This window comes from Pelomonas sp. Root405 (assembly GCF_001425165.1).
Classification (GTDB): domain Bacteria; phylum Pseudomonadota; class Gammaproteobacteria; order Burkholderiales; family Burkholderiaceae_C; genus Pelomonas.
In genome coordinates this window covers 1-23503 of record NZ_LMDU01000003.1, presented here as the reverse complement: position 1 = coordinate 23503, position 23503 = coordinate 1, and the positions used below count along the sequence as shown (strand labels likewise).

36 protein-coding genes and 1 pseudogene are annotated in these 23503 nt (G+C 64.4%); 4 read left to right on the top strand and 33 right to left on the bottom strand.

Annotated features, from left to right (window positions below; translation table 11 throughout):
* Window positions 1-189 precede the first annotated feature (189 nt).
* The 4 genes from ASC81_RS07685 (at window position 190) to pdeM (ending at window position 6163) form a co-directional block, all read left to right on the top strand.
* The gene (locus tag ASC81_RS07685) at window positions 190-1230 is read left to right on the top strand and encodes a ligase-associated DNA damage response exonuclease (RefSeq protein ID WP_056264828.1); all 1041 of its coding nucleotides are present in this window, start codon (window positions 190-192) and stop codon (window positions 1228-1230) included.
* Window positions 1227-2870 (top strand): ATP-dependent DNA ligase, encoded by a 1644-nt coding sequence (locus tag ASC81_RS07680; RefSeq protein ID WP_056264825.1) that lies wholly within the window; start codon window positions 1227-1229, stop codon window positions 2868-2870. The genes ASC81_RS07685 and ASC81_RS07680 overlap by 4 nt, the downstream gene beginning before the upstream one ends.
* A 129-nt stretch (window positions 2871-2999) precedes the next feature.
* Window positions 3000-5507 (top strand): ligase-associated DNA damage response DEXH box helicase, encoded by a 2508-nt coding sequence (locus tag ASC81_RS07675; protein ID WP_056264822.1) that lies wholly within the window; start codon window positions 3000-3002, stop codon window positions 5505-5507.
* A complete protein-coding gene (gene pdeM, locus ASC81_RS07670; RefSeq protein ID WP_056264820.1) occupies window positions 5504-6163 on the top strand; it encodes a ligase-associated DNA damage response endonuclease PdeM in 660 nt (219 codons plus the stop codon). Before ASC81_RS07675 ends, pdeM begins: the two co-directional genes overlap by 4 nt.
* Here the strand turns inward: pdeM and ASC81_RS26915 are convergent, their stop codons facing one another.
* The 33 genes and pseudogenes from ASC81_RS26915 to tuf all read right to left on the bottom strand — a co-directional run.
* A complete protein-coding gene (locus ASC81_RS26915; protein ID WP_156391881.1) occupies window positions 6164-6337 on the bottom strand; it encodes a hypothetical protein in 174 nt (57 codons plus the stop codon). It abuts the gene before it with no gap.
* 180 nt (window positions 6338-6517) lie between these two features.
* The gene (gene rplQ, locus ASC81_RS07665; protein ID WP_056264817.1) at window positions 6518-6907 is read right to left on the bottom strand and encodes a 50S ribosomal protein L17; all 390 of its coding nucleotides are present in this window, start codon (window positions 6905-6907) and stop codon (window positions 6518-6520) included.
* 134 nt (window positions 6908-7041) lie between these two features.
* The gene (rpoA, locus tag ASC81_RS07660; RefSeq protein ID WP_056264815.1) at window positions 7042-8031 is read right to left on the bottom strand and encodes a DNA-directed RNA polymerase subunit alpha; all 990 of its coding nucleotides are present in this window, start codon (window positions 8029-8031) and stop codon (window positions 7042-7044) included.
* A gap of 147 nt (window positions 8032-8178) precedes the next feature.
* Window positions 8179-8802, bottom strand: coding sequence for a 30S ribosomal protein S4 (rpsD, locus tag ASC81_RS07655; protein WP_056264812.1), 624 nt, complete (start codon window positions 8800-8802; stop codon window positions 8179-8181).
* A gap of 245 nt (window positions 8803-9047) precedes the next feature.
* The gene (rpsK, locus tag ASC81_RS07650; RefSeq protein ID WP_056194196.1) at window positions 9048-9452 is read right to left on the bottom strand and encodes a 30S ribosomal protein S11; all 405 of its coding nucleotides are present in this window, start codon (window positions 9450-9452) and stop codon (window positions 9048-9050) included.
* A gap of 26 nt (window positions 9453-9478) precedes the next feature.
* Window positions 9479-9844: a 30S ribosomal protein S13 gene (gene rpsM / locus ASC81_RS07645; RefSeq protein WP_056264810.1), complete on the bottom strand. Its 366-nt coding sequence runs from the start codon at window positions 9842-9844 to the stop codon at window positions 9479-9481.
* A 34-nt stretch (window positions 9845-9878) separates the two neighbouring features.
* Window positions 9879-9992 carry a 50S ribosomal protein L36 gene (gene rpmJ / locus ASC81_RS07640; protein ID WP_056194202.1) on the bottom strand — a complete coding sequence of 38 codons (114 nt, stop codon included), beginning with the start codon at window positions 9990-9992 and terminating at the stop codon, window positions 9879-9881.
* A 59-nt stretch (window positions 9993-10051) separates the two neighbouring features.
* Window positions 10052-10270 (bottom strand): translation initiation factor IF-1, encoded by a 219-nt coding sequence (infA, locus tag ASC81_RS07635; protein WP_009855680.1) that lies wholly within the window; start codon window positions 10268-10270, stop codon window positions 10052-10054.
* Between the two features lie 60 nt (window positions 10271-10330).
* On the bottom strand, window positions 10331-11641 hold the full coding sequence (gene secY, locus ASC81_RS07630; RefSeq protein WP_056264805.1) for a preprotein translocase subunit SecY: 1311 nt from the start codon (window positions 11639-11641) through the stop codon (window positions 10331-10333).
* A gap of 21 nt (window positions 11642-11662) precedes the next feature.
* Window positions 11663-12094 carry a 50S ribosomal protein L15 gene (gene rplO / locus ASC81_RS07625; RefSeq protein ID WP_056264802.1) on the bottom strand — a complete coding sequence of 144 codons (432 nt, stop codon included), beginning with the start codon at window positions 12092-12094 and terminating at the stop codon, window positions 11663-11665.
* 26 nt (window positions 12095-12120) lie between these two features.
* Entirely contained in the window at window positions 12121-12303 is a 183-nt protein-coding gene (gene rpmD, locus ASC81_RS07620) for a 50S ribosomal protein L30 (protein WP_056194210.1), read from the bottom strand.
* Window positions 12304-12323: 20 nt separating this feature from the next.
* Entirely contained in the window at window positions 12324-12845 is a 522-nt protein-coding gene (gene rpsE, locus ASC81_RS07615) for a 30S ribosomal protein S5 (RefSeq protein ID WP_056264798.1), read from the bottom strand.
* Between the two features lie 18 nt (window positions 12846-12863).
* Window positions 12864-13223, bottom strand: a complete 360-nt coding sequence (gene rplR, locus ASC81_RS07610; protein WP_056264796.1) for a 50S ribosomal protein L18 — start codon at window positions 13221-13223, stop codon at window positions 12864-12866.
* An 11-nt stretch (window positions 13224-13234) separates the two neighbouring features.
* On the bottom strand, window positions 13235-13768 hold the full coding sequence (gene rplF / locus ASC81_RS07605; protein ID WP_056264793.1) for a 50S ribosomal protein L6: 534 nt from the start codon (window positions 13766-13768) through the stop codon (window positions 13235-13237).
* 17 nt (window positions 13769-13785) lie between these two features.
* Window positions 13786-14181 carry a 30S ribosomal protein S8 gene (rpsH, locus tag ASC81_RS07600; protein WP_056264788.1) on the bottom strand — a complete coding sequence of 132 codons (396 nt, stop codon included), beginning with the start codon at window positions 14179-14181 and terminating at the stop codon, window positions 13786-13788.
* 23 nt (window positions 14182-14204) lie between these two features.
* Window positions 14205-14510, bottom strand: coding sequence for a 30S ribosomal protein S14 (gene rpsN, locus ASC81_RS07595; protein WP_056264785.1), 306 nt, complete (start codon window positions 14508-14510; stop codon window positions 14205-14207).
* A gap of 8 nt (window positions 14511-14518) precedes the next feature.
* On the bottom strand, window positions 14519-15058 hold the full coding sequence (gene rplE / locus ASC81_RS07590) for a 50S ribosomal protein L5 (RefSeq protein WP_056264783.1): 540 nt from the start codon (window positions 15056-15058) through the stop codon (window positions 14519-14521).
* A 9-nt stretch (window positions 15059-15067) separates the two neighbouring features.
* Entirely contained in the window at window positions 15068-15382 is a 315-nt protein-coding gene (rplX, locus tag ASC81_RS07585) for a 50S ribosomal protein L24 (protein WP_056264780.1), read from the bottom strand.
* A gap of 23 nt (window positions 15383-15405) precedes the next feature.
* A complete protein-coding gene (gene rplN / locus ASC81_RS07580; protein ID WP_056194233.1) occupies window positions 15406-15774 on the bottom strand; it encodes a 50S ribosomal protein L14 in 369 nt (122 codons plus the stop codon).
* 272 nt (window positions 15775-16046) lie between these two features.
* Window positions 16047-16556, bottom strand: coding sequence for a peroxiredoxin (locus tag ASC81_RS07575; RefSeq protein WP_056264777.1), 510 nt, complete (start codon window positions 16554-16556; stop codon window positions 16047-16049).
* A gap of 181 nt (window positions 16557-16737) precedes the next feature.
* Complete coding sequence (gene rpsQ / locus ASC81_RS07570; RefSeq protein ID WP_056264775.1) at window positions 16738-17013, bottom strand: 30S ribosomal protein S17; 276 nt, start codon at window positions 17011-17013, stop codon at window positions 16738-16740.
* Entirely contained in the window at window positions 17010-17210 is a 201-nt protein-coding gene (rpmC, locus tag ASC81_RS07565; protein WP_056264773.1) for a 50S ribosomal protein L29, read from the bottom strand. The genes rpsQ and rpmC overlap by 4 nt, the downstream gene beginning before the upstream one ends.
* Before the next feature lie 11 nt (window positions 17211-17221).
* The gene (gene rplP / locus ASC81_RS07560; protein WP_056264769.1) at window positions 17222-17638 is read right to left on the bottom strand and encodes a 50S ribosomal protein L16; all 417 of its coding nucleotides are present in this window, start codon (window positions 17636-17638) and stop codon (window positions 17222-17224) included.
* Between the two features lie 2 nt (window positions 17639-17640).
* Window positions 17641-18504 (bottom strand): 30S ribosomal protein S3, encoded by an 864-nt coding sequence (gene rpsC / locus ASC81_RS07555; RefSeq protein ID WP_056194248.1) that lies wholly within the window; start codon window positions 18502-18504, stop codon window positions 17641-17643.
* A 14-nt stretch (window positions 18505-18518) separates the two neighbouring features.
* Window positions 18519-18848, bottom strand: a complete 330-nt coding sequence (gene rplV, locus ASC81_RS07550; protein ID WP_056194291.1) for a 50S ribosomal protein L22 — start codon at window positions 18846-18848, stop codon at window positions 18519-18521.
* An 11-nt stretch (window positions 18849-18859) separates the two neighbouring features.
* The gene (gene rpsS, locus ASC81_RS07545) at window positions 18860-19138 is read right to left on the bottom strand and encodes a 30S ribosomal protein S19 (RefSeq protein ID WP_056194250.1); all 279 of its coding nucleotides are present in this window, start codon (window positions 19136-19138) and stop codon (window positions 18860-18862) included.
* A gap of 10 nt (window positions 19139-19148) precedes the next feature.
* The gene (gene rplB, locus ASC81_RS07540) at window positions 19149-19973 is read right to left on the bottom strand and encodes a 50S ribosomal protein L2 (protein ID WP_056264766.1); all 825 of its coding nucleotides are present in this window, start codon (window positions 19971-19973) and stop codon (window positions 19149-19151) included.
* Window positions 19974-20288: a 50S ribosomal protein L23 gene (gene rplW, locus ASC81_RS07535; protein WP_056264764.1), complete on the bottom strand. Its 315-nt coding sequence runs from the start codon at window positions 20286-20288 to the stop codon at window positions 19974-19976.
* Window positions 20285-20905 carry a 50S ribosomal protein L4 gene (rplD, locus tag ASC81_RS07530; protein WP_056264761.1) on the bottom strand — a complete coding sequence of 207 codons (621 nt, stop codon included), beginning with the start codon at window positions 20903-20905 and terminating at the stop codon, window positions 20285-20287. The genes rplW and rplD overlap by 4 nt, the downstream gene beginning before the upstream one ends.
* Window positions 20905-21576, bottom strand: coding sequence for a 50S ribosomal protein L3 (rplC, locus tag ASC81_RS07525; protein ID WP_056264758.1), 672 nt, complete (start codon window positions 21574-21576; stop codon window positions 20905-20907). Before rplC ends, rplD begins: the two co-directional genes overlap by 1 nt.
* 259 nt (window positions 21577-21835) lie before the next feature.
* Entirely contained in the window at window positions 21836-22147 is a 312-nt protein-coding gene (gene rpsJ / locus ASC81_RS07520; RefSeq protein WP_056194266.1) for a 30S ribosomal protein S10, read from the bottom strand.
* A 66-nt stretch (window positions 22148-22213) separates the two neighbouring features.
* Window positions 22214-22315 (bottom strand): annotated as a pseudogene (locus tag ASC81_RS28250) (elongation factor Tu); the annotation flags it as partial.
* A 1-nt stretch (window position 22316) separates the two neighbouring features.
* The coding region (tuf, locus tag ASC81_RS07515; RefSeq protein ID WP_056265006.1) for an elongation factor Tu at window positions 22317-23503 on the bottom strand (1187 nt) is incomplete at its 3' end.

Here is a 23503-nt window from a genome sequence, read left to right as displayed (position 1 = left end):
GCGGGGCTGGCGCAGGCTCAGACTGAGGCCCATCCGGGTCGCGGCCTGCCATGGACCTGGCGGTCGCACGCGGGGTGAGTAGCGACAACGGCCTTTGAGTTCCGCCTTGTCCCGTAAATGAGCGTGTGCGCGCCGGGGCCAAGGTGCCGTCCGACAGCGGCGCCGCGGCGGCGTCGGCAAACTCGCCGCATGGCCAGCCGCCCCGACCTGATCACCCGCCGCCCCGAGGGTTTGTATTGCGAGGCGGGCGATTTCTACATCGACCCCTGGCGGCCGGTGTCGCGCGCCGTCATCACACATGCCCATGCCGACCACTGCCGCGAGGGCCACGAGGCCTATCTGGCCCACCGGGACGCCGAAGGCCTGATGCGCTCGCGCGTCGGCCCCGACATGCGGTTGCGGGGCCTGGCCTATGGCGAGGCGCTGCAAGTCGGCGATGTGACGATCAGCCTGCACCCGGCCGGCCACGTGCTGGGCTCGGCCCAGGTGCGCGTCGAGCACCGTGGCGAGGTGTGGGTGGTGTCGGGCGACTACTTCGTCAGCGGCGCGGGCGATGCCAACACCACCTGCGCGCCCTTCGAGCCGGTGCGCTGCGATGTCTTCATCACCGAGGCCACCTTCGCCCTGCCCATCTACCGCTGGGCGCCGCAGACCGAGGTGATCGGCGAGATGCGCGCCTGGTGGGCCGATTGCGCAGCCCAGGGCAAGCATGCGCTGCTGATGGGTTACAGCCTGGGCAAGGCGCAGCGCCTGATCGCCGGGTTGGCCACGGCCGACGCGCCGGGGCCGGTGCTGGTGCATGCCGCCGTCGCACGGTTGAACGCCGCCTATCGCGAGGCCGGCGTGGCCCTGCCGGATGTGGAGACCGTGACGCCGGAGACCAGCTTCAAGGCGCTGCGCGGCGCGCTGGTCATTGCGCCACCGGCGGTGCAGGACAGCCGCTGGGCCAAGGCGCTGGGCCCGCACAGCGATGCGTTTGCCAGCGGCTGGATGCGGCTGCGCGGTGCGCGGCGCCGCCGCAGCGTGGACCGCGGCTTCGTGTTCAGCGACCACGCGGACTGGCCGGGGTTGCTGTCGGCCATCCAATCGACGGGGGCGCAGCGCGTCATCGTCACGCATGGCGACGAAGGCGCGCTGGTGCGCTACCTGGGCGAACTCGGTTTGCAGGCCGAGGCCTTTGCGACGGAGTACGGCGACGAGGCCTTGGCGGGCGCGGAGAGCGGCACATGAAGCGCTTCGTCGCCCTCTACCTCGCCATCGACGCGAGCACGTCGACGCTTGCCAAGGTGGCGGCGCTGAAGCGCTATCTGGCTGATGCCCCGCCGCGCGATGCGGCGTGGGCCGTCTATCTGCTGGCCGGCGGCACGCCGCGCCGGGCGGTGCCGACCAGTGAGCTGCGCGCGCTGGCCTGCGAATCGGCGGGCCTGCCCGAGTGGCTGTTCGAGGCCGGCTACGCCGCGACCGGCGACCTGGCCGAGGCGATTGCCTACGTGCTCCCCGACCCTGAGGACAAGCTCGACGAGCCGCTGGCCGACTGGATGGAGCAGCGCATCCTGCCGCTGCGCAAGGCCGACCCGGTCACGCGACGCGAGGCCGTGCTGAGCGCCTGGCGGGGGCTGTCGGCCGACGAGCGCTTCATGTTCGTCAAGCTGGTCGGCGGCGGCTTTCGCGTGGGGGTCAGCAAGCTGCTGGTGCAGCGGGCGATTGCCGAGTGGTCGGGCAAGGATGTGGCCGGCATCGCGCAGCGCATGATGGGCTACACCGACATCGACACACCGCCGACGGCCGAGCGCTTCCAGGCGCTGCTGAATGAAGACAGCAGCGGCGCGCGCGGCGGCCAGCCCTACCCGTTCTTCCTGGCGCATGCACTGCCCGGCGAGCCGGCGGCGCTGGGCGAGCGCGGCGACTGGCTGGCGGAATGGAAGTACGACGGCATCCGCGCCCAAGTCGTCAAGCGCGACGGCCAGGTGTGGATCTGGTCGCGCGGCGAGGAGTTGGTGACGGAGCGCTTCCCCGAGGTCGAGGCAGCGGCGAGCACCTGGCCGGACGGCACAGTCGTCGATGGCGAGTTGTTGGCCTGGCTGCCGGGCGAGGCCGAGCCGGCGCCGTTCGCGCTGCTGCAAAAGCGCATCGGCCGCACCAAGTTGTCCAAGGCTATCCTGGCGGAAGCGCCGGTGCGGTTGCTGGCCTACGACCTGCTGGAAAGCGAAGGCGTCGACCGGCGCGCCGAGCCCATGCATGTGCGCCGCGCACGGCTGGAGCAACTGGGTATCCCGACATCGCCGCTGGTGGACGCCGGTGAGTGGGCCGGTCTTGCCGCTGCTCGGGAGCAATCGCGCGAAAGGCGTGTCGAAGGGCTGATGCTCAAGCACCGAGAGTCGGCCTACGGCATCGGGCGCACCGTCGGCGCGTGGTGGAAGTGGAAGGTCGCGCCGCTGAGCGTGGACGCCGTGCTGATCTACGCCCAGGCGGGGCATGGGCGGCGGGCCAACCTGTACACGGACTACAGCTTCGCCGTCTGGAACCGCACGCCGCGCGATGCTGAAGAGGCCGAAGCGGCGCTCGACTCGACGGGCGGCGAGTTGATGTTGGTGCCGTTTGCGAAGGCCTATTCGGGGCTGACGGACGAGGAGATCAAGCGGGTGGATCGGGAGATCCGCCGCACGACGGTCGAGAAGTTCGGGCCGGTGCGACGGGTGCGGCCGACGATGGTGTTCGAGCTGGGCTTTGAGGGCATCCAGGCCAGCACGCGGCACAAGAGCGGCATCGCGGTGCGGTTTCCGCGGATGCTGCGGATTCGGGAGGACAAGCCGCTTCATGAGGCGGATACGCTCGATTCGCTGAGGGAGCTGATGGAGGTGGTGGGTTGATGTTGCGTGTTTTTTCGACTGTCCCTTCGACTCGGTGTCGGGTTCCCGGGGCTCCCGGCAAACGTGGCGTCGGCCGAAAGCAACGAGGAATCAACGCCATCTGCCCACTAGCGACTGGTGCAGCCCCGAATGCCTAACCCGACGACCGCCTGGCTGGAAAGCAAAGGCTGGAAGGCCTTCCCCTTCCAGAAAACCGTCTGGAAGGAAATGAAGCAAGGCCACTCCGGCCTGCTCCACGCCACCACCGGCTCCGGCAAGACGCTTGCTGTCTGGCTCGGCGCGCTGCAAGCCTTCAGCGACGTCAACGAACCGCTGAGCGTGTTGTGGGTGACCCCCATGCGGGCCCTGAGCCATGACACGCTGCTGGCGCTGCAAGACGCAGCCAGCGTCCTTGCGCCGAAGTGGACGCTGGCCGCACGCACCGGCGACACCACCAGCAGCGAGCGCGCTTCGCAGCAGCGCCGCTGGCCCACCGGCCTCGTCACCACGCCGGAGTCGCTGAGCCTGATGCTGTCGCGCGCGGACGCGCCCGACATCCTGAAGCGCGTGCGCCTGGTCGTCGTCGACGAATGGCATGAATTGCTCGGCACCAAGCGCGGCGTGCAACTGCAGCTGGCGCTGGCAAGGCTGCGCAGATGGAACCCGGCGCTGCTGACGTGGGGGCTGTCGGCGACGCTCGCCAACCTCGACGAAGCGCGCGACACGCTGGCGCCCGGCGCCGTCATCGTGCGCGGCGCGCAGGACAAGAAGATCTTCATCGATACCCTGCTGCCCGAGCGCATCGAGCGCTTCGCCTGGGCGGGTCATATGGGCCTGGAGATGCTGCCCGGCGTCATCGAGCGGGTCGACGCCGCGGCGAACTCGCTGGTGTTCACCAACACGCGGTCCCAGTGTGAGCGCTGGTTCCAGGCGATGCTGGACGCGCGGCCGGACTGGGCCGGGCTGATCGCGCTGCATCACGGCTCGGTCGATGCCGAGATGCGGCGCTGGGTTGAGGCGGCGATGAAGGCCGGTCAGCTCAAGTGCGTGGTTTGCACGGCGAGCCTGGACTTGGGTGTGGACTTCCTGCCGGTGGAGCAGGTACTGCAGATCGGCTCGGCCAAGGGCGTTGCGCGGCTGCTGCAGCGAGCCGGCCGCAGTGGCCACGCACCCGGACGGCGCTCGCGTGTGACCATGGTGCCGACGCACAGCCTGGAGATCGTTGAGGCGTCGGCGCTGCGCGCGGCTGTCGAGGCCGGCCGCATCGAGCCTCGCCGGCCGCCGGACGCGCCGCTGGACGTGCTGGTGCAGCACCTTGTCACGATCGCGCTCGGCGGCGGCTTCCGGCCCGAGGAACTGCTGCCCGAGGTGCGCTCGGCGCCAAGCTACCGAGGCTTGAGCGATGCGGCCTGGGCCTGGGCGCTGGCCTTCGTGCGCCACGGCGGCGAGACGCTGCGGGCCTACCCGGATTTCCAGCGCGTCGTGCCTGATGACGAAGGCGTCTGGCGCGTGCCAGATGTGCGGCTGGCGCGGCGCCACCGCAGCAACATCGGCACCATCGTGTCGGACGCGGTGGTGAGCGTGCAGTTCATGACCGGCGGCCGTATCGCGACGGTGGAGGAAAGCTTCATCTCGCGATTGCGCAATGGGGACGTCTTCCTGCTGGGCGGGCGCGCGCTGGAGCTGGTGCGGGTGGAGGGGCTGACGGCCTATGTACGCGTCGCCAAGCCGGGCAAGGCGAAGCTGCCGCGCTGGGACGGAGGGCAGTTTCCGATTTCGGACACGCTGTCGGATGCGATGCTGGATCGATTCGCCGAGGCGGCCGAGGGCCGCTACACCGACAAGGAGATGCGCTTTGTCGCGCCACTGCTGAAGCTGCAGGTCGAGTGGTCCGCACTGCCCGGGCCGCAGAGGCTGCTGGCCGAGGTGATGACATCGGGCGACGGCCATCATCTGTTCCTTTATCCGTTCGCGGGCCGCGTCGTGCACCTCGGACTGGCGTCGCTGCTGGCCTGGCGGGCCGGCCGCGACACGCCGGCCACCTTCACGATGGCGATCAACGATTATGGGCTGGAGCTGTTGAGCGCAACCGAGATCGACTGGGCTGGACAGTTGCCGAAGCTGCTGGCGCCGGTGGAGCGCGCGACGCTGCGCGAGGAAGTGCTGGCGAGCCTGAACGCGAGCGAGATGGCGCGGCGGCGCTTCCGGCAGATCGCCCGCATTGCCGGGCTGATCTTCCAGAGCCACCCGGGCGAGGCGCGCAGCCAGCGGCAACTGCAGGCGTCGGCCTCGCTTTACTTCGACGTGTTCCGCCGGCACGACCCGGAGAACCGGCTGCTGCGTCAGGCGGAGGCCGAGCTGCTGTCCGCGGAGCTTGATGTCGACGCCTTGGGCCGCACCTTGGCTCGCATGGCGGCACAGACTTTGGACCTGCAGAAGCCGGCACGGCCGACGCCGCTGGCGTTCCCGCTGCTGGTGGAGCGGCTGCGCGAGCGCGCGTCGACGGAGTCGCTGGCGCAGCGGCTGAGCCGCATGCTGGTCGAGCTGGAGGAGGCGGCCGGCGGCCGGGCGCCGTCACAAGACGTCGCTGCTCGGCTCGTCTTTGGCAAGGCGCCGGAGAAGGCACCGAGATCGCGCGGCCGCCGGAGGCCGCGATGAGCCTGCGCGTCGACGCAGCGGGTGAGACGCTGTGGTTGCTGGCCGATGGTGCGGTCTGGTGGCCCGAAGGCCGCACCGTGTTCGTGGCCGACCTGCATCTGGGCAAGGGCGCGGCCTTTCGGGCGCAAGGCCAGGCGGTACCGGCGGGCAGCAGCGCACAAACGCTGTCGCGCTTGCATGATCTCGTCGTCAGGCACGACGCCGACCGGCTCGTGGTGCTCGGCGACTTCTGGCATGGCGTCCAGGGGCTGAACCCGGCCCTGCTGAGTGCCGTGGCCGCGTTCGGCCAGCGCATCGCCACCGTGCTCGTGCTCGGCAACCACGACCGGCACATCCATCCGGCGGGACTGCCACTGCAGGTGGTCAGCGGGACCTTGTCGTTAGGTTCCTTGACCGCCGCTCACGAGCCGCCACAGGCCGGCGCGCCGGGCTTCACGCTGGCGGGCCACTTGCATCCCGCGGTGTCCATCAGCAGCCGTGCCGGCGACCGCCTGCGGCGGCCCTGCTTCGTCTGCTATCCGCACGCTCTGGTCCTGCCAGCCTTCGGCGGTTTGACGGGCGCGCTGACGCTTCATCACGGCGACCTCGCACGCCAGGGCGCCGATGTTGCCGTGCTTGGCGACGGCAGTCTGCATTGGCTGCCGCGACGCAGCTGATCAGATCTTGTGCTGGGGCGGGCCTTTGGGCGCTTCGCGCGCCGTGCCGTCCGGTTGTCGCGCAGGCTCCTTGGCCTGCTTGGTCAGTGTCTGGCCCTGGGTCGACTTGGTGGTCGCGAAATCGCTGACCTTGTGCTCGACCGGGCCGGCGCGATTGCCATGGGTCTTGGGCATGTCGGCTCCTTCTCGCGCCCGGCCGGAACAGCCTGCCTGCCCGATCCTGCGCGGTTCCAATATGGGCCGGGCCATCACGCCACGCAGTCGGGCCAGGCGAATCCCGGCGGTAGGAGACAGCCGACGCAGGCGTGAAAAAGCCCGCACGAGGCGGGCTTGGCGGATCAGCACAGGCTGAACTTATTCGACGGCGTCGCCGGCAGTTTCGCCTTCAGGGCGATCAACCAGCTCGACGAAGGCCATGGGGGCGTTGTCGCCGACGCGGAAGCCCATCTTCAGGATGCGGGTGTAGCCGCCCGGACGCGCCTTGAAGCGCGGGCCCAGTTCGTTGAAGAGCTTGCTGACGATGTCGCGGTCGCGCAGGCGGTCGAAAGCCAGGCGGCGGTTGGCCAGCGTGGGTTCCTTGGCAAGCGTGATGAGGGGCTCAACGACGCGACGCAGTTCCTTGGCCTTGGGGACCGTGGTCTTGATGGCTTCGTGCTGCAGCAGCGAAACGCACATGTTGCGGAGCATGGCAGCGCGGTGGGCGCTGGTGCGGTTGAGTTTGCGGAGGCCGTTACGGTGACGCATGGTGCTTGTTACCTTTCACTTTGTTAATGCCGGCAGCCGGATCAGGTACTGCCGGGGCACGATCAAACGCACCGGGGTGCGTTTGTCATCAGAGGACGGCCTTCAGGCCGTCTTTTCTGTTGGAGCGCAGCGGATTACCGCTTGTCGAGACCTTGGGGAGGCCAGTTCTCGAGACGTGCGCCCAAGGTCAGGCCGCGCGAAGCGAGGACTTCCTTGATTTCGTTGAGCGACTTGCGACCCAGATTGGGGGTCTTCAGCAGCTCGGTCTCGGTACGCTGGATCAGGTCGCCGATGTAGTAGATGTTTTCGGCCTTCAGGCAGTTGGCCGAACGCACGGTGAGTTCGAGCTCGTCGACCGGGCGCAGCAGGATCGGATCGAAGCTGCTGGAGCGCTGGGCCGGCTGGTCGAAGGCGTCGACGAGGTCGGTGCCTTGCAGCTGTGCGAACACGGCCAGCTGTTCAACCAGGATCTTGGCCGAAGCACGGATCGCTTCCTCGGGCGAGATGGCGCCGTTGGTTTCGATTTCCATGACCAGCTTGTCCAGGTCGGTACGCTGCTCGACGCGGGCGTTCTCGACGGCGTAGCTGACGCGCTTGACGGGCGCGAACGAAGCGTCGAGGACGATGCGGCCGATGCTCTTGGTCGGCTCGTCGCCGAAGCGGCGCATCGTGCCCGGCACATAGCCACGGCCCTTCTCGACCTTGATCTGCATGTCCAGCTTGCCGCCTTGCGACAGGTGGGCGATGACGTGCTCGGGATTGATGATCTCGACGTCGTGCGGGGTCTGGATGTCGGCGGCGGTGACGGGGCCTTCGCCTTCCTTGCGCAGGACCAGGGTCACTTCTTCACGGTTGTGCAGGCGGAAGACGACGCCCTTGAGGTTCAACATGATGTGAACCACGTCCTCTTGCACGCCGTCGATGGCCGAGTACTCGTGCAGCACGCCGGCGATCGTCACCTCCGTCGGCGCATAACCCACCATCGACGAGAGCAGCACACGGCGCAGGGCGTTGCCCAGGGTGTGACCGTAGCCGCGTTCGAACGGCTCCAGCGTGACCTTGGCGCGATGACCGCCCAGGGGCTCCACGTTGATGGATTTGGGTTTGAGCAAGTTGGTTTGCATGAGGTCTTTCTTTCAATACCCTCGGCTCGTTACACCGATAAGGCTGAGGACCAGCCGGGTTGAGCCTTCGAAGGGCCCCGATGAGGCGGAAACCCGGACGAGGAAACGCCGACCGCGCCCCAAGAGGCGTGGTCGGCGGGGAAATCATTAACGCGAGTACAACTCGACGATCAGCGATTCATTGATCTCGGCGCCGAACTCGTCGCGGTCCGGAGCCTTCTTGAACACGCCTTCGAGCTTGGTGCCGTCGACAGCCACCCAGGCCGGCAGGCCGATGGAGTCAGCCAGCTTGAACGACTCGGTCACGCGCAGCTGCTTCTTGGCCTTGTCGCGCACGCCGACGGTGTCTCCGGCCTTGACCAGGTAGGACGCGATGTTGACGACTTCGCCGTTCACCGTGACGCCTTTGTGCGAAACCAGCTGGCGGGCTTCTGCGCGGGTCGAGCCGAAGCCCATGCGGTAGACGACGTTGTCCAGGCGCGATTCCAGCAGTTGCAGCAGGTTCACACCGGTCGAGCCCTTGCGGCGCTCGGCTTCGGCGAAGTAGCGGCGGAACTGGCGCTCCAGCACGCCGTACATGCGCTTGACCTTTTGCTTCTCACGGAGCTGCAGGCCGAAGTCGGACGTGCGCTGGCCGGAGGTGCGGCCATGCTGGCCGGGCTTGGAGTCGAACTTGACCTTGTCGCTGATGGCGCGGCGGGCGCTCTTCAGGTAGAGGTCGGTGCCTTCACGGCGGGAAAGTTTGCCCTTGGGGCCGAGGTAACGTGCCACTTTGCGTGTCCTTGTTCAATCTGACGTCGGGGCTCGGAAACCGAGTTGCCTGACGCGAGTCCAGCCAGTGTTTTTGTGGGCTTGGACGGTGGGCTTGTGAGTCGCCGCCAATTGAGATCCAAATGGGATCGACTCAAGACTGAAGCCGGCGCAGCACCTGAGTGCCCGCCGGCTCCGGGAAAACGCGCGATTATCGCACCGTCATCCGAATCTGCAATATCCCTGTCACCGAACGGTGAAGGAGATCAGATCCGACGACGCTTCTGCGGACGGCAGCCGTTGTGCGGCACCGGCGTCACGTCAGAGATCGAGTTGATGCGGATGCCCAGCGCAGCCAAGGCACGCACCGACGATTCGCGACCCGGGCCTGGGCCCTTGATCTTGACGTCCAGATTCTTGATGCCCTGCTCTTGCGCAGCGCGACCCGCGACTTCAGCCGCCACCTGGGCTGCGAAAGGCGTCGACTTGCGCGAACCCTTGAAGCCTTGGCCGCCCGACGAAGCCCAGGACAGGGCGCCGCCTTGACGGTCGGTGATCGTGATGATCGTGTTGTTGAACGATGCGTGGACGTGCGCGATGCCGTCAGCAACGTTCTTGCGGACCTTCTTGCGAACGCGCTGAGCCGCCGAATTGTTGGGAGCCTTTGCCATATTGACCTTCTTTCAGTTCGGGCAGCTTACTTCTTGCCGGTCGCAGCCGACTTGCGCGGACCCTTGCGGGTACGGGCATTCGTGCGGGTGCGCTGGCCGCGCATCGGCAGGCCACGGCGATGACGGAAGCCGCGGTAGCAACCGAGGTCCATCAGACGCTTGATGTTGATGGACTGCTCACGGCGCAGATCGCCTTCGATGGTCATCTGGTTGACGACATCACGGATCTTTTCGAGATCGGAGTCGTTCAGGTCCTTGACCTTCTTGTCGAACGGAATACCGCAGGTCGTGCAGATCTTCTGGGCGGTCGTACGGCCGATGCCGTAGATCGAGGTCAGACCGATCTCAGTGTGCTTTTGCGGCGGAATGTTGATACCAGCAATACGTGCCATGGTTGTCCTCTAGTCCTGTCGTGCGCGCTCGGGCTTAGCCCTGGCGTTGCTTGTGGCGCGGGTCGGTACAGATCACGCGCACCACACCCTTGCGGCGGATGATCTTGCAATTGCGGCACATCTGCTTCACGGATGCCGAAACTTTCATGGTCTGCTCCTTGGCCTAACTTCTTCTGCGCTCACACGCAATCCGGGGGTTCAAACAGCTCACTTCGCCCGGAATACGATGCGAGCACGACTCAAATCGTAGGGTGTCAGTTCAACGGTCACTTTGTCGCCGGGGAGGATACGGATGTAGTGCATCCGCATCTTGCCGGAGATGTGACCGAGCACGACATGCCCGTTTTCCAACTTCACTCTGAACGTGGCGTTGGGGAGGTTCTCAAGAATCTCGCCCTGCATCTGTATGACGTCGTCTTTCGCCATGCCGCACGTTCAGGATTGTGTTGCTGGAATCAATCTTGGTTAACGATCAGCTCCTCGCCCTCAGGTGGGTTTGAAGCTGGCCTTCTTCAGCAGTGATTCGTACTGCTGACTCATGATGTAGCTCTGTACCTGGGCCCAGAAGTCCATCGTCACGACAACGATGATCAACAGGGATGTACCACCGAAGTAAAACGGAACGTTGTACTTCAATGTCAAAAATTCGGGCAGCAGGCAGACCAGCGTGATGTAGATCGCACCAGCCAGCGTGAGCCGGGACAGGATCTTGTCGATGTGCTTGGCGGTCTGCTCACCTGGACGAATGCCCGGGATGAACGCGCCGCTCTTCTTCAGGTTGTCTGCCGTCTCACGGCTGTTGAACACCAGCGCCGTGTAGAAGAAGCAGAAGAACACGATGGCCGAGGCGTACAGCAGCACATAGATCGGCTGACCCGGGCTGACTGCGTTGGCCAGATCCTTCAACCAGCGCAGGCCATCACCCGTCGCGAACCAGCTCACGACCGTGGTCGGCAGCAGGATGATGGACGACGCGAAGATCGGCGGGATCACGCCCGACATGTTGAGCTTCAGCGGCAGATGCGACGACTGACCACCGTAGACCTTGTTGCCAACCTGCCGCTTGGCGTAGTTCACCAAGATCTTGCGCTGACCACGTTCGACGAACACGACGAAGTAGGTCACCAGCACGACCAGGGAGATCACCACCAGCGCCGCGCCGTAGCCCATCGCACCGGTACGCACCAGCTCGAACAGGCCACCGATGGCGCTCGGCAGGCCGGAGGCAATACCGGCAAAGATCAGGATGGAGATGCCGTTGCCCAAACCACGCTCGGTGATCTGCTCACCCAACCACATCAGGAACATCGTGCCGGCCACCAGGCTGGAGACCGCCGTCAGCCGGAAGCCGAAGCCAGGGCTCAACACCAGACCAGAAGATCCTTCAAGCGCCAGCGCAATCGACAGGCTTTGAAACAGCGCCAGTCCCAGCGTCGCATAACGCGTGTACTGCGTGATCTTGCGACGGCCGGCCTCACCTTCCTTCTTCAGTTGCTCCAGCGTCGGGACCACATAGGTCATCAACTGCAGCACGATGGAAGCCGAGATATAGGGCGTGATTCCCAACGCGAACACGGTGAAGCGCGACATCGCGCCGCCCGAGAACATGTTGAGCAGGCCCAGGATGCCGCCACCCTGATCCTTGAAGAACTGCTGCAGTTGGACCGGGTCGATACCGGGCACGGGGATATGCGCGCCGATGCGGTAGACGACCAGGGCCAGCAACAGGAACACAAGCCGACGACGCAGGTCGCCGAACTTGCCGCTCTTGGCCAGCTGATTCGCGTTGGTAGCCACGCTGGATCGGTTCCTTGTCGATTAAGCGACCGAGCCGCCCGCCGCCTCGATGGCCGCCTTGGCGCCCTTCGTGACGTTCACGCCCTTGAGCGTGACCTTGCGCTCGATAGCGCCTGCCAGGATGACCTTGACCGATTTAGCCAACTGAGGCACCAGGCCGACAGCCTTCAGCGTCGACATGTCGATCTCGTCGCCGGCCAGACCCTGCAGGTCCGACAGCGTGATCTCGGCGTTGTACTTCAGCGTCAGCGACTTGAAGCCACGCTTGGGCAGGCGACGCTGCAGCGGCATCTGGCCGCCTTCGAAGCCGACCTTGTGGTAGCCACCAGCGCGGGACTTCTGGCCCTTGTGACCGCGACCTGCGGTCTTGCCCAGGCCCGAGCCGATGCCGCGGCCGACACGGCGCTTGGCATGCTTGGAGCCCTCTGCGGGCTTGATCGTGTTGAGTTCCATCGTCTTGTCCTCTTGGTAAGCAGTGCTTAAAGCACCTGCACCAGATAGGCGATCTTGTTGATCATGCCGCGCACTGCCGGCGTGTCTTCCAGGGTGCTCTGGCTGTTCAGCCGGCGCAGGCCCAGGCCGACCACGGTGGCGCGGTGCGAGGCGCGGCAGCCGATGGGGCTACGCACCAGCTTGACCGTCACGGTTTTCTTGTCAGACATCTTGTGCTCCGCTTTGGCGATCAGTTGAAGATTTCTTCAACCGTCTTGCCGCGCTTGGCAGCGACTTCCGACGCCGTCGTGGCGCGCTTGAGCGCATCCAGCGTGGCGCGGACCATGTTGTAAGGGTTGGTCGAACCGTGGCTCTTGGTCACGATGTCCGTCACACCCATCACTTCGAAGACGGCGCGCATCGGGCCGCCGGCGATGACGCCGGTACCGGCAGGAGCCGGTGCCATGATGACGTGCGCTGCACCGTGCTCGCCCACCACGTTGTGATGGATGGTGCCGTTCTTCAGGTTGACCTTGACCATGTTGCGGCGGGCGGCTTCCATGGCCTTCTGCACTGCAACCGGCACTTCCTTGGCCTTGCCCTTGCCCATGCCGATACGGCCATCGCCGTCGCCGACCACGGTCAAAGCAGCGAAAGACAGCGTACGGCCACCCTTCACAACCTTGGTGACGCGGTTGACCGCGATCATCTTTTCCTTCAGGCCGTCGTCGTTGCCTTCAGCCTGAGCGCCGCGGGGTTGAAACTTTGCCATTTCTTATTCCTTGATGCGTCAGAACTGCAGGCCGGCTTCGCGGGCTGCTTCGGCCAGGGCCTTGACACGGCCGTGATAGGCGAAGCCCGAGCGGTCGAAAGCGACCTTCTCGACGCCAGCAGCCTTGGCCTTTTCGGCAATCAGCTTGCCCACCAGCGTGGCAGCAGCGACGTTGCCGCCACCGCTGCTCAGCTGCTCGCGCACCGACTTCTCGGCCGTGGAGGCTGCCGCCAGCACCTTGCCGCCGTCGTCCGAAACGACTTGAGCGTAGATATGCAGGTTGGAGCGGAACACCGTCAGACGGGCCACGCGCTGGATCGCAATGCGAACGCGGGTCTGGCGCGAACGACGCAGGCGTTGTTCTTTCTTGGTCATCATGGCGCTGCTCCTTACTTCTTCTTGGTCTCTTTGAGGGAGACCTTCTCATCCGAGTAACGGATGCCCTTGCCCTTGTAGGGCTCCGGCGGACGGAAGGCACGCACCTCGGCGGCAATCTGGCCGACGACCTGGCGGTCAGCGCCCTTGATGATGATCTCGGTCTGGGTCGGGCACTCAACCTTGATACCAGCCGGCATGTCCTTCACCACAGGGTGAGAGAAGCCGATCTGCAGGTTGAGCTTCTGACCCTGGGCTTGGGCGCGAAAGCCCACGCCGACCAGATTCAGCTTCTTCTCGAAGCCCTTGCTGACGCCGTTGACCATGTTGGCCACCAGCGCGCGCATCGTGCCGCTCATCGCATCGGCTTCGGCCGATTCGTTGGCGGGCACGAAGCTCAGCTTGCCGGCTTCGTTCTTGACGGTGACAAGCTTGTTCGACGTACGCACCAGCGTGCCGAGCGAACCCTTGACGCTGATCGACTCAGCACCGACGGTCACATCCACGCCTTGCGGGACGTTGACCGGCATTTTTCCAACGCGGGACATTGTTCCTACTCCTTCGCTTAGGCGACGTAGCAGAGCACTTCACCACCGATACCGGCGGCACGTGCTTTGCGATCCGTCATCACGCCCTGGGGGGTCGTGACGATCGCCACACCCAGGCCGTTCTGGACCTGGGGAATGTCGTGGCGGCCCTTGTAGATGCGCAGGCCGGGACGGCTCACGCGCTCGATACGCTCGATGACCGGGCGGCCGGCGTAGTACTTCAGCGCGATTTCCAGCTCAGGGCGGGCAGCTTCGCCACGCACCGCGAAGTCGTCGATATAGCCTTCGTCCTTCAGGACTTTGGCAATCGCCACCTTCAGCTTGGACGACGGCATTGCGACGCTGGTTTTCTCGACGATCTGCGCATTACGAATGCGGGTCAGCATATCGGCGATGGGATCACTCATGCTCATTTGCGATTACTCCTATCGGCCGATTACCAGCTGGCCTTGACGACACCGGGGATGTCGCCCTTGAAGGCCAGTTCACGAATCTTGTTGCGGGCCAGACCGAACTTGCGGAAGGTGCCACGCGGGCGACCGGTCAATTCGCAACGATTGCGCAGACGGGTCGGGTATGCGTTACGGGGCAGCTTCTGCAGCTCGAGGCGAGCGGCGTAGCGCTCTTCATCCGACTTCTTGCTGTCGTTGATGATGGCCTTCAGGTCTGCGTACTTCTTGGCGAACTTGGCGACGAGTGCTTCGCGCTTCAGTTCACGTTGCTTGATGGAAGTCTTAGCCACAGATCACCTCAGTTCTTGAACGGGAACTTGAACGCAGCCAGGAGAGCCTTGGCTTCGTCGTCCGTCTTGGCAGTCGTCGTGATGCTGATGTTCAGACCACGCAGAGCATCCACCTTGTCGTATTCGATTTCGGGGAAGATGATCTGTTCTTTGACGCCGATGTTGTAGTTCCCACGGCCGTCGAACGAGCGACCGGAGATGCCCCGGAAGTCGCGAACTCGCGGCAGCGCGATCGTCACGAAGCGGTCCAGGAATTCATACATTTGGACGCCGCGCAGCGTCACCATCGCACCGATGGGCACCGCGTCACGGATCTTGAAGCCGGCGATGGCCTTCTTCGACTTCGTGACGACAGGCTTCTGGCCGGCGATCTTGGTCAGGTCACCCACGGCGTGGTCCATGACCTTCTTGTCGGCGACGGCCTCGCTCACACCCATGTTGAGCGTGATCTTGGTGATGCGGGGCACCTCCATGACCGACTTGTAGCCGAACTTCTCGACCAGGCCGGGCACGATGTTTTCGCGGTAATGCGTTTGAAGACGAGCCATGACGACCTCTTAAGCCTTGATCTCTTCGCCGGTCGACTTGAACACGCGCACCCGCTTGCCGTCGACGAGCTTGACGCCCACTCGATCAGCCTTGCCGGAAGCGGCGTTGAAGATCGCCACGTTGGATTGATGGATGGGCATGGTCTTGTCGACGACGCCGCCGGTGGTGCCCTTCATGGGGTTGGGCTTGACGTGCTTCTTGACGACATTGATGCCGTCAACCACCACGTGGTCGACATCGGTGCGGGCGGACACGGTGCCGCGCTTACCCTTGTCGCGGCCGGTCAGCACAATGACCTGGTCGCCGGTACGAATCTTGTTCATGGCTTACCTCAGACAGTGGGGGCTCAAAGCACCTCGGGCGCCAGCGACACGATCTTCATGAACCGCTCGGTACGCAGTTCACGCGTCACCGGGCCGAAGATGCGGGTGCCGATCGGCTCCAGCTTGGCGTTGAGCAGCACGGCGGCATTGCCGTCGAACTTGACGAGCGAGCCGTCCTGGCGGCGCACGCCCTTGGCGGTACGAACCACCACGGCGCTGTAGACCTCGCCCTTTTTCACGCGACCACGCGGGGCAGCTTCTTTGATGCTGACCTTGATGATGTCGCCAATGTGCGCATAACGGCGCTTGGAGCCGCCCAGCACCTTGATGCACTGAACGGACTTCGCACCAGTGTTGTCCGCGACATCAAGCCGCGATTGCATTTGGATCATGTCTGTCCCCAACTTGCCCCGAGTTGCAGCGCCCTTGCAGGCATTGCGCGTCGGTCAGTCTTGGGCCCGTAAGTCAAACAGCCGGCGGCTTGGCGCCACTTGCTGCCCAACGGTTGTGGGCGGATCCGAAGCCAGCTTGAGGCTCTGCGTAGCAGGAGCACTGGCGTTCGGCGAAGCTGCGCATTATGCAGCGAGAACCTTTGAGGCGTCAATGCCTGACACAGAAGTATTTGCAAGGCCGGCTGCTGCCGACCCGCGGAACTCCCGATGGCTCAGGCGCCTTTGACTTGCGCCAGCATCGTGCCGGCGTCGCTGACCTCGAACTTGCCAGGGCCTTCGACGTTCAGCGTCTTGACGATGCCGTCCTTGACCAGCATGGAGTAGCGCTGCGAGCGCACGCCCATGCCCTTGGCGGTCAGGTCCAGCGTCAGGCCGGTCGCGTTGGCGAACGCGGCGCTGCCGTCAGCCATCATGCGCACCTTGCCGGCAGTCTTTTGCTCGCGTCCCCAGGCGCCCATCACGAAGGCATCGTTGACCGACACACACCAGATCTCGTCAACGCCGGCAGCCTTCAGCAACTCAGCTGATTCGACGTAGCCGGGCACGTGCTTGGCCGAGCATGTCGGCGTGAAAGCACCGGGTAACGCGAAGATGGCGATGGTCTTTCCGGCCGTGGCCTTCTCGATGTCGAAGCTGTTGGGACCGAGCGAGCAGCCCTCGCCCTCGACTTCGATGAATTCCTGCAGGCTGCCTGCGGGCAGCTTGTCGCCAACGTTGATCATGGTGTCGCTCCTGATTGAGGGTTCTGAAAATGACTAGGCGCCTGCGCGTCGGTTCGAAACGCCGGACTCGTCGCGAGCAACAAGCGTTGCTCGCCAAAGGTTCACGCGCAATAGCCAAAAAAAAACCGGCGCGCCAGTTACCCAGCGTGCCGGTTGTGCAGCGGTCATGCGACCGGTGTCTTTAGACGATCTCGGCCTTCTCGACCAGGCGGGTCACGACCCAGCTCTTGGTCTTGGAGATCGGACGACCTTCGCTGATCTCGACCACGTCGCCATTCTTGTACTCGCCCTTTTCGTCGTGGGCGTGGTACTTGCGCGAACGGGCCACGATCTTGCCGTAGAGCTCATGCTTGGCGCGACGCTCGACCAGGACGGTGACCGTCTTGGCGCGCTTGTCGCTGACCACGCGGCCCACCAGGGTACGCGTGTTCTTGGCTTGGACTTGGGCCTCAGTCATTTCGTGGCCTCCTTGTTCTTTTGCGCCAGGATGGTCTTGGCACGTGCGATGTCGCGGCGGGTCTTGCCCAGCTGGCTGTGATTGGTCAGCTGCTGGGTGGCCTTTTGCATGCGCAGGCCGAAGTGGGCCTTCAACAGGTCGGTCACTTCCTTTTCGAGGGCAGCGACGTCCTTGGCGCGGAGTTCAGTTGCTTTCATGGTGTCCTTCCTCAGGTGCCGACCTGGCGGGCCACGAAGGTGCAGCGCAGCGGCAGCTTGGCAGCAGCCAGCGTGAACGCTTCGCGAGCCAGCGTTTCGGGCACGCCATTGACTTCGTAGATCACCTTGCCGGGCTGGATTTCAGCCACGTAGTACTCAGGGTTGCCCTTGCCGTTACCCATCCGGACTTCGGCGGGTTTTTGCGAGATGGGCTTGTCCGGGAACACGCGGATGAAGATCCGACCGCCACGCTTGATATGGCGCGAGATCGCGCGGCGAGCCGCTTCGATCTGGCGGGCCGTCAGACGGCCGCGCTCGGTGGCCTTGAGGCCGAAATCACCGAAAGACACCGCGGCGCCACGGGTTGCAACACCAGTGTTGCGGCCCTTCTGCTCTTTGCGGTATTTACGACGAGCGGGTTGCAGCATGTTTATTCTCCTTTGGCCTCGCCACCGGCTGCGGGGACCTTGCGGACCACGCGCTTGGCAGCGGGCTTGGCTGCGTCACCCGTGGGGGCGGCGGCAGCGGGCTGATCTGCTCCGTCACGCGGGCCACGGTCGCCACCCGGACGGCCACGGCCACCAGGAGCACCCGGACGGGCGTTACGGCGCGGGCGACGATCGTCTTCGGCGCCTGCGGGGGTGTTGATGACCGGAGCCTCGCCATTGGCAAGACGGTCACCGCGATAGACCCAGACCTTGACGCCGATGACGCCGTAGGTGGTCTTGGCTTCGGAGAAGCCGTAGTCGATGTCGGCCTTCAGGGTGTGCAGGGGCACACGACCTTCGCGATACCACTCGGTACGAGCGATTTCGATGCCGTTCAGGCGACCAGCGCTCATGATCTTGATGCCCTGGGCACCCAGACGCATCGCGTTCTGCATCGCGCGCTTCATGGCGCGGCGGAACATGATGCGCTTTTCGAGCTGCTGGGTGATCGAGTCGGCGATCAGCTGAGCATCGACTTCAGGCTTGCGCACTTCTTCGATGTTGACGGCGACGGGCACGCCCAGACGCTTGGTCAGTTCAGCCTTCAGCGCTTCGATGTCCTCGCCCTTCTTGCCGATCACGACGCCCGGACGAGCCGAGTAGATCGTGATGCGTGCGTTCTTGGCGGGGCGCTCGATGAGGATGCGCGAGACGGCAGCATTCTTGAGCTTGGCCTTCAGGTACTCGCGAACACGCAGGTCTTCGGCCAGCATCGTGGCGAAGTTCTGGTTGTTCGCGTACCAGCGCGAAGCCCAGTTACGGGTGACAGGAAGGCGGAAGCCAACCGGATGGATTTTTTGTCCCATAGTCTTCTTACGCCTTAGTTGCCGACGGCCACGAAGATGTGGCAGGTGGGCTTGCTGATGCGGTTGCCGCGACCCTTGGCGCGAGCCGAGAAGCGCTTCAGCGTGGCACCCTGCTCGACGTAGATCGAGGTGACCTTGAGCTCATCAATGTCAGCGCCGTCGTTATGCTCGGCGTTGGCGATGGCGCTTTCCAGCGCCTTCTTGATGATCACAGCGGCCTTCTTCTGGGTGAACTCCAGGATGTTGAGCGCGTGGTCCACCTTCTTGCCGCGGATCAGGTCAGCCACGAGGCGACCCTTGTCACACGAGAGGCGAACGCCACGAACGATTGCTTTGGTTTCCATCGTCGGCATCCTTACTTCTTCCCGGCCTTCTTGTCGGCCGGGTGGCCCTTGAAGGTGCGGGTCAGCGCGAATTCACCCAGCTTGTGGCCGACCATCTGGTCAGACACATAAACCGGCACGTGTTGCTTGCCGTTGTGCACGGCGATCGTCAGACCGATGAACTCGGGCAGGATCGTCGAGCGGCGCGACCAGGTCTTGATGGGCTTCTTGTCTTTGATGGCAACAGCCTTGTCGACCTTGGCCATCAAATGGTGGTCAACGAAGGGGCCCTTCTTCAGCGAACGAGTCATGGCCTAGCCCTTACTTCTTGCGACGCGAGACGATGAACGTCTGCGTGCGCTTGTTGTTGCGAGTGCGGTAGCCCTTCGTCAGGGTGTTCCACGGCGACACGGGGACCTGGCCCTCGCCAGTGCGGCCTTCGCCACCACCGTGCGGGTGATCCACCGGGTTCATCGCCACACCTCGAACGGTCGGACGAATACCCTTCCAGCGGATCGCGCCGGCCTTGCCGTACTGGCGCAGGCTGTGCTCTTCGTTGCTCACTTCACCGATGGTGGCGCGGCAGTCGATGTGCACGCGGCGAACTTCGCCGGAGCGCAGTCGGATCTGGGCGTAGACGCCTTCACGAGCCATCAGGACAGCGGAGGTGCCGGCCGAACGGATCATCTGGGCACCCTTGCCGGGCTGCAGCTCGATGCAATGGATCGTCGAGCCCACCGGGATGTTACGGATCGGCAGCGTGTTGCCAGCCTTGATCGGCGCTTCCGAGCCGCTCAGGATGGTTGCACCCACTTCGAGACCGCGCGGTGCGATCACGTAGCGGCGCTCGCCGTCGGCGTACACCACCAGCGCGATGTGAGCGGTGCGGTTCGGGTCGTACTCGATGGTCTCGACCTTGGCCGGAATGCCGTCCTTGTTGCGCTTGAAGTCGACCACGCGGTAGTGGTGCTTGTGACCACCGCCCTTGTGGCGAATCGTGATGTGACCGTTGTTGTTGCGGCCCGAGTTCTGGATTTGGGGCTCAAGCAAAGCTGCATGGGGCGCGCCCTTGTGCAGGTGCTTGTGCACCACCTTGACAACGCCACGGCGACCGGGCGAGGTAGGTTTGACTTTGACGATGGCCATTTACGCGGCCTCCCCGGAGAAATTGAGCTCTTGACCGGCCTTGAGGGCGACGTACGCCTTCTTGACGTGGTCACGGCGGCCGGCGCGGCCACCGAAGCGCTTCGTCTTGCCCTTGACCTGGACGACGTTGACCGACTCGACCTCGACCTTGAACATCAGTTCAACAGCGGCCTTGATCTCGGGCTTGGTGGCGTCGCGCAGGACCTTGAACAGGACCTGGTTGTGCTTCTCGGCAATTTGCGTGGCCTTCTCGGACACGATGGGCGCGAGCAGCACGGAGGCGAGACGGCCTTCGGAATACTTGGTGACGCTCATGCCAGCATCTCCTTGAGTTGCTCGACCGCGGCCTTGGTCACCAGCACCTTCTTGTAGAAGACCAGCGACAGGGGGTCGGCGTAGCGCGGCTCGACGACCAGCACATTGGCCAGGTTGCGCGAAGCCAGCAGCAGGTTGTCATCGACGACGTCGGAGATGACCAGTACCGAGTCCAGACCCATGGCCTTGAACTTGGCGGCCAGCAGCTTGGTCTTGGGGGCTTCGACCGAGATCGAATCCACCACGGCCAGGCGGCCTTCACGGGCCAGCTGCGACAGGATCGCAGCCATGCCGGCGCGGTACATCTTCTTGTTCAGCTTGTGCGAGAAGTTCTCGTCAGGCATGTTCGGGAAGATGCGACCGCCGCCACGCCACAGAGGCGACGAGGTCATACCGGCGCGAGCGCGGCCGGTACCCTTCTGGCGGAAAGGCTTCTTGGTCGAGTGATGGACCTGTTCACGGTCCTTCTGGGCGCGGGTGCCTTGGCGGGCGTTGGCCTGGAAGGCCACGACCACCTGGTGCACCAGGGCTTCGTTGTAGTCGCGAGCGAAGATGGTGTCAGGCGCTTCCACCTTGGCGGTGGCCTGACCCTGCTCGTTCAGGAGCTCGAGCTGCATCAGTTGGCTCCCTTCTTGACTTTGACCTTGACGGCCGGGCGAACGACGATGTGGCCGTTCTTCGAACCCGGGACCGCACCGCGGACCAGCAGCAGTTGACGAGCCTCGTCAACGCGCACGATGTCCAGGTTCTGGGTGGTGACGGTTTCGTCGCCCATGTGGCCGGTCATCTTCTTGCCCGGGAACACACGCCCCGGGTCCTGCGCCATAGAGATCGAGCCCGGCACGTTGTGCGAACGGCTGTTACCGTGCGACGCGCGCTGCGAGCTGAAGTTGTGGCGCTTGATGGTGCCCGCAAAGCCCTTGCCGATGGACGTGCCCTGCACGTCGACCAGCTGGCCGGCGGCGAACAACGTCACCGGAACGGTCGCGCCAGCTTGGTACTGGGCGGCGACGTCGGCTTCGACGCGGAATTCCTTGAGGATTTCACCGGCTTCGACGCCCGCCTTGGCGAGGTGGCCAGCTTCGGGCTTGGTGACGCGCGATGCCTTGCGCGTACCGAACGCCACTTGAACGGCGCTATAGCCATCGGTCTCTTGGGTCTTGACCTGGGTCACGCGGTTGTTGGACACGTCCAGCACCGTCACAGGGATGGCATCGCCATCGTCCGTGAAGATGCGCATCATGCCCACCTTGCGGCCCAGCAAACCGAGACGGTTGCTCAGACTCATGTTTTTCTCCAGCCCCTGCCGCTTTCGCGACGGAAGCTATTGCGAACACCCGACATCGATTGGCCGGGCTGACTTTGCAAAGCCGTAAAACGACATTGCGCGAACCCCGAGCACGCATAGGCGAGCCCAGGAAAGCTGGCGAGTATAGCTTGCGGAAGAGACTCGATGCAAGCCTCAAGCATGGATGGCCAAAAAGACAAGGCTCCGGCCTGTCGAAACAGGACGGAGCCTTGGGATCACAAGCCCGAAGGCCGGCGAATTACTGCAGCTTGATCTCGACGTCGACGCCGGCGGGCAGGTCGAGCTTCATCAGCGCGTCGACCGTCTTGTCGGTCGGATCGACGATGTCCATCAGGCGCTGGTGGGTGCGGATCTCGAACTGGTCGCGGCTCGTCTTGTTGACGTGGGGCGAACGCAGGATGTCGAAACGCTCCATGCGCGTCGGCAGGGGCACGGGGCCCTTGACGATGGCGCCGGTGCGCTTGGCGGTCTCGACGATCTCGAGGGCCGACTGGTCGATCAGCTTGTAATCAAACGCCTTCAGGCGGATGCGGATCTTTTGCTTTTGCATGACGGTTCCTTAAAGAGCAGGTGGTGAGCACCAGGCGGCAGCCGCCCGGCGCACGTCACGCATTGATTAGGCGAGGATCGTCGCGACGACGCCCGAGCCGACGGTACGGCCGCCTTCACGGATGGCGAAGCGCAGGCCCGTCTCCATGGCGATCGGCGCGATCAGCTTNGCGAGGATCGTCGCGACGACGCCCGAGCCGACGGTACGGCCGCCTTCACGGATGGCGAAGCGCAGGCCCGTCTCCATGGCGATCGGCGCGATCAGCTTGACCGTGATGCCGACGTTGTCGCCGGGCATGACCATTTCCTTGTCCTTCGGCAGCTCCACAGCACCGGTCACGTCCGTCGTGCGGAAGTAGAACTGGGGACGGTAGTTGTTGAAGAACGGCGTGTGGCGGCCGCCCTCTTCCTTGCTGAGGACGTAGATCTCAGCGGTGAAGTGGGTATGGGGCTTGATCGAGCCGGGCTTGGCCAGCACTTGGCCGCGCTCGACGTCTTCACGCTTGGTGCCGCGCAGCAGGATGCCGACGTTGTCGCCTGCCTGACCTTGGTCGAGCAGCTTGCGGAACATTTCGACGCCGGTGACGGTGGTCTTTTGCACGTCGCGGATGCCGACGATTTCGATTTCTTCGCCGACCTTGATGATGCCGCGCTCGACGCGACCGGTCACGACGGTGCCGCGGCCGGAGATCGAGAAGACGTCTTCAACCGGCAGCAGGAAGGCGCCGTCGATGGCACGGTCCGGCTGGGGGATGTAGTTGTCCAGGGCATCGGCCAGACGCATGATGGCTTGCTCGCCCAGATCGCCCGTGTCGCCTTCCAGCGCCAGCTTGGCCGAACCCTTGATGATGGGGGTGTCGTCGCCGGGGAAGTCATACTTGGACAGGAGCTCGCGCACTTCCATTTCGACCAGCTCGAGCAGCTCGGCGTCGTCGACCATGTCGCACTTGTTCAGGAAGACGATGATGAACTTCACGCCGACCTGGCGAGCCAGCAGGATGTGCTCGCGGGTCTGGGGCATCGGGCCGTCAGCGGCCGAGCACACCAGGATGGCGCCGTCCATCTGGGCGGCACCGGTGATCATGTTCTTGACGTAGTCGGCGTGGCCGGGGCAGTCAACGTGCGCGTAGTGGCGGTTGGCCGTCTCGTACTCGACGTGGGCGGTGTTGATCGTGATGCCGCGGGCCTTTTCTTCGGGCGCTGCGTCGATCTGGTCGTAGGCCTTGGCCTCGCCGCCGAACTTCTTGGACAGCACGGTCGCGATCGCTGCCGTCAGCGTCGTCTTGCCGTGGTCAACGTGACCGATCGTGCCCACATTGACGTGCGGCTTGGTCCGTTCAAACTTGCCTTTTGCCAT

What these genes read in the sequence shown, in the direction of transcription:
- ASC81_RS07685 (WP_056264828.1), top strand. Translation starts at nt 190, where the DNA reads ATGGCCAGCCGCCCCGACCTGATCACCCGCCGCCCCGAGGGTTTGTAT.
- ASC81_RS07680 (WP_056264825.1), top strand. Translation starts at nt 1,227, where the DNA reads ATGAAGCGCTTCGTCGCCCTCTACCTCGCCATCGACGCGAGCACGTCG.
- ASC81_RS07675 (WP_056264822.1), top strand. Translation starts at nt 3,000, where the DNA reads ATGCCTAACCCGACGACCGCCTGGCTGGAAAGCAAAGGCTGGAAGGCC.
- pdeM (WP_056264820.1), top strand. Translation starts at nt 5,504, where the DNA reads ATGAGCCTGCGCGTCGACGCAGCGGGTGAGACGCTGTGGTTGCTGGCC.
- ASC81_RS26915 (WP_156391881.1), bottom strand. Translation starts at nt 6,337, where the DNA reads ATGCCCAAGACCCATGGCAATCGCGCCGGCCCGGTCGAGCACAAGGTC.
- rplQ (WP_056264817.1), bottom strand. Translation starts at nt 6,907, where the DNA reads ATGCGTCACCGTAACGGCCTCCGCAAACTCAACCGCACCAGCGCCCAC.
- rpoA (WP_056264815.1), bottom strand. Translation starts at nt 8,031, where the DNA reads ATGCAAACCAACTTGCTCAAACCCAAATCCATCAACGTGGAGCCCCTG.
- rpsK (WP_056194196.1), bottom strand. Translation starts at nt 9,452, where the DNA reads ATGGCAAAGGCTCCCAACAATTCGGCGGCTCAGCGCGTTCGCAAGAAG.
- rpsM (WP_056264810.1), bottom strand. Translation starts at nt 9,844, where the DNA reads ATGGCACGTATTGCTGGTATCAACATTCCGCCGCAAAAGCACACTGAG.
- rpmJ (WP_056194202.1), bottom strand. Translation starts at nt 9,992, where the DNA reads ATGAAAGTTTCGGCATCCGTGAAGCAGATGTGCCGCAATTGCAAGATC.
- infA (WP_009855680.1), bottom strand. Translation starts at nt 10,270, where the DNA reads ATGGCGAAAGACGACGTCATACAGATGCAGGGCGAGATTCTTGAGAAC.
- rplO (WP_056264802.1), bottom strand. Translation starts at nt 12,094, where the DNA reads ATGGAACTCAACACGATCAAGCCCGCAGAGGGCTCCAAGCATGCCAAG.
- rpmD (WP_056194210.1), bottom strand. Translation starts at nt 12,303, where the DNA reads ATGTCTGACAAGAAAACCGTGACGGTCAAGCTGGTGCGTAGCCCCATC.
- rpsE (WP_056264798.1), bottom strand. Translation starts at nt 12,845, where the DNA reads ATGGCAAAGTTTCAACCCCGCGGCGCTCAGGCTGAAGGCAACGACGAC.
- rplR (WP_056264796.1), bottom strand. Translation starts at nt 13,223, where the DNA reads ATGATGACCAAGAAAGAACAACGCCTGCGTCGTTCGCGCCAGACCCGC.
- rplF (WP_056264793.1), bottom strand. Translation starts at nt 13,768, where the DNA reads ATGTCCCGCGTTGGAAAAATGCCGGTCAACGTCCCGCAAGGCGTGGAT.
- rpsH (WP_056264788.1), bottom strand. Translation starts at nt 14,181, where the DNA reads ATGAGCATGAGTGATCCCATCGCCGATATGCTGACCCGCATTCGTAAT.
- rplE (WP_056264783.1), bottom strand. Translation starts at nt 15,058, where the DNA reads ATGGCTCGTCTTCAAACGCATTACCGCGAAAACATCGTGCCCGGCCTG.
- rplX (WP_056264780.1), bottom strand. Translation starts at nt 15,382, where the DNA reads ATGAACAAGATTCGTACCGGCGACCAGGTCATTGTGCTGACCGGCCGC.
- rplN (WP_056194233.1), bottom strand. Translation starts at nt 15,774, where the DNA reads ATGATCCAAATGCAATCGCGGCTTGATGTCGCGGACAACACTGGTGCG.
- ASC81_RS07575 (WP_056264777.1), bottom strand. Translation starts at nt 16,556, where the DNA reads ATGATCAACGTTGGCGACAAGCTGCCCGCAGGCAGCCTGCAGGAATTC.
- rpsQ (WP_056264775.1), bottom strand. Translation starts at nt 17,013, where the DNA reads ATGACTGAGGCCCAAGTCCAAGCCAAGAACACGCGTACCCTGGTGGGC.
- rpmC (WP_056264773.1), bottom strand. Translation starts at nt 17,210, where the DNA reads ATGAAAGCAACTGAACTCCGCGCCAAGGACGTCGCTGCCCTCGAAAAG.
- rplP (WP_056264769.1), bottom strand. Translation starts at nt 17,638, where the DNA reads ATGCTGCAACCCGCTCGTCGTAAATACCGCAAAGAGCAGAAGGGCCGC.
- rpsC (WP_056194248.1), bottom strand. Translation starts at nt 18,504, where the DNA reads ATGGGACAAAAAATCCATCCGGTTGGCTTCCGCCTTCCTGTCACCCGT.
- rplV (WP_056194291.1), bottom strand. Translation starts at nt 18,848, where the DNA reads ATGGAAACCAAAGCAATCGTTCGTGGCGTTCGCCTCTCGTGTGACAAG.
- rpsS (WP_056194250.1), bottom strand. Translation starts at nt 19,138, where the DNA reads ATGACTCGTTCGCTGAAGAAGGGCCCCTTCGTTGACCACCATTTGATG.
- rplB (WP_056264766.1), bottom strand. Translation starts at nt 19,973, where the DNA reads ATGGCCATCGTCAAAGTCAAACCTACCTCGCCCGGTCGCCGTGGCGTT.
- rplW (WP_056264764.1), bottom strand. Translation starts at nt 20,288, where the DNA reads ATGAGCGTCACCAAGTATTCCGAAGGCCGTCTCGCCTCCGTGCTGCTC.
- rplD (WP_056264761.1), bottom strand. Translation starts at nt 20,905, where the DNA reads ATGCAGCTCGAGCTCCTGAACGAGCAGGGTCAGGCCACCGCCAAGGTG.
- rplC (WP_056264758.1), bottom strand. Translation starts at nt 21,576, where the DNA reads ATGAGTCTGAGCAACCGTCTCGGTTTGCTGGGCCGCAAGGTGGGCATG.
- rpsJ (WP_056194266.1), bottom strand. Translation starts at nt 22,147, where the DNA reads ATGCAAAAGCAAAAGATCCGCATCCGCCTGAAGGCGTTTGATTACAAG.